At 44.9% G+C, this 483-nt stretch carries 1 protein-coding gene; it reads right to left on the bottom strand.

The genetic code is table 11. The features are described 5' to 3' along the window. Window positions 1–48 precede the first annotated feature (48 nt). Window positions 49–483: lipopolysaccharide transport periplasmic protein LptA (lptA, locus tag A3729_RS01745; protein WP_068633025.1), on the bottom strand; the 435-nt coding region annotated here is incomplete at its 5' end.

Here is a 483-nt window from a genome sequence, read left to right as displayed (position 1 = left end):
GGCCTTGGCTAGGTTTTCTGCTTTTAAAGTTTTCATTGTTGCTCAGGTCTATTGCTTTTGCTCGGCACCGGACTCGGCATTTGGAGCAGGTTCGAGTGGCAGTTTGTTTTCGTTTTCTGGAGAACCTTTTATTAGTGGCACTTCAGTATTTTCCGATGCGGTCTCGGCATTAGGGTAGTAATGAATTTTAACTCGAGACCCTTGGGTCTGATCTCCCTTGGCGCGTATAGCTCTTCGTACAATGTCGTACTCTATTTCTTCACCTGAAAAGGAGTTGTCTTGTTGTACTAACTTAGCTTGGCCGGAAAAACGTAACAAGTTGTCTTTTGCAATATAAGTAATAGAGCTGCCATAGCCATGAGTGTTCGGGCTATCGGCGCTTACTTGTTGTACAAAGTGTGCTGGCTGGCCAGAGGCCTGGATGGTTGTAATGCTGCGATTTGTCGCCTTTACAGAAATATTATCTGCTTCTAGGCGAGATAA

It is taken from the genome of Oleiphilus sp. HI0043, from assembly GCF_001634935.1.
Note: the sequence above shows the minus strand (reverse complement) of the source record. Positions and strands in the feature narration are given on the sequence as shown.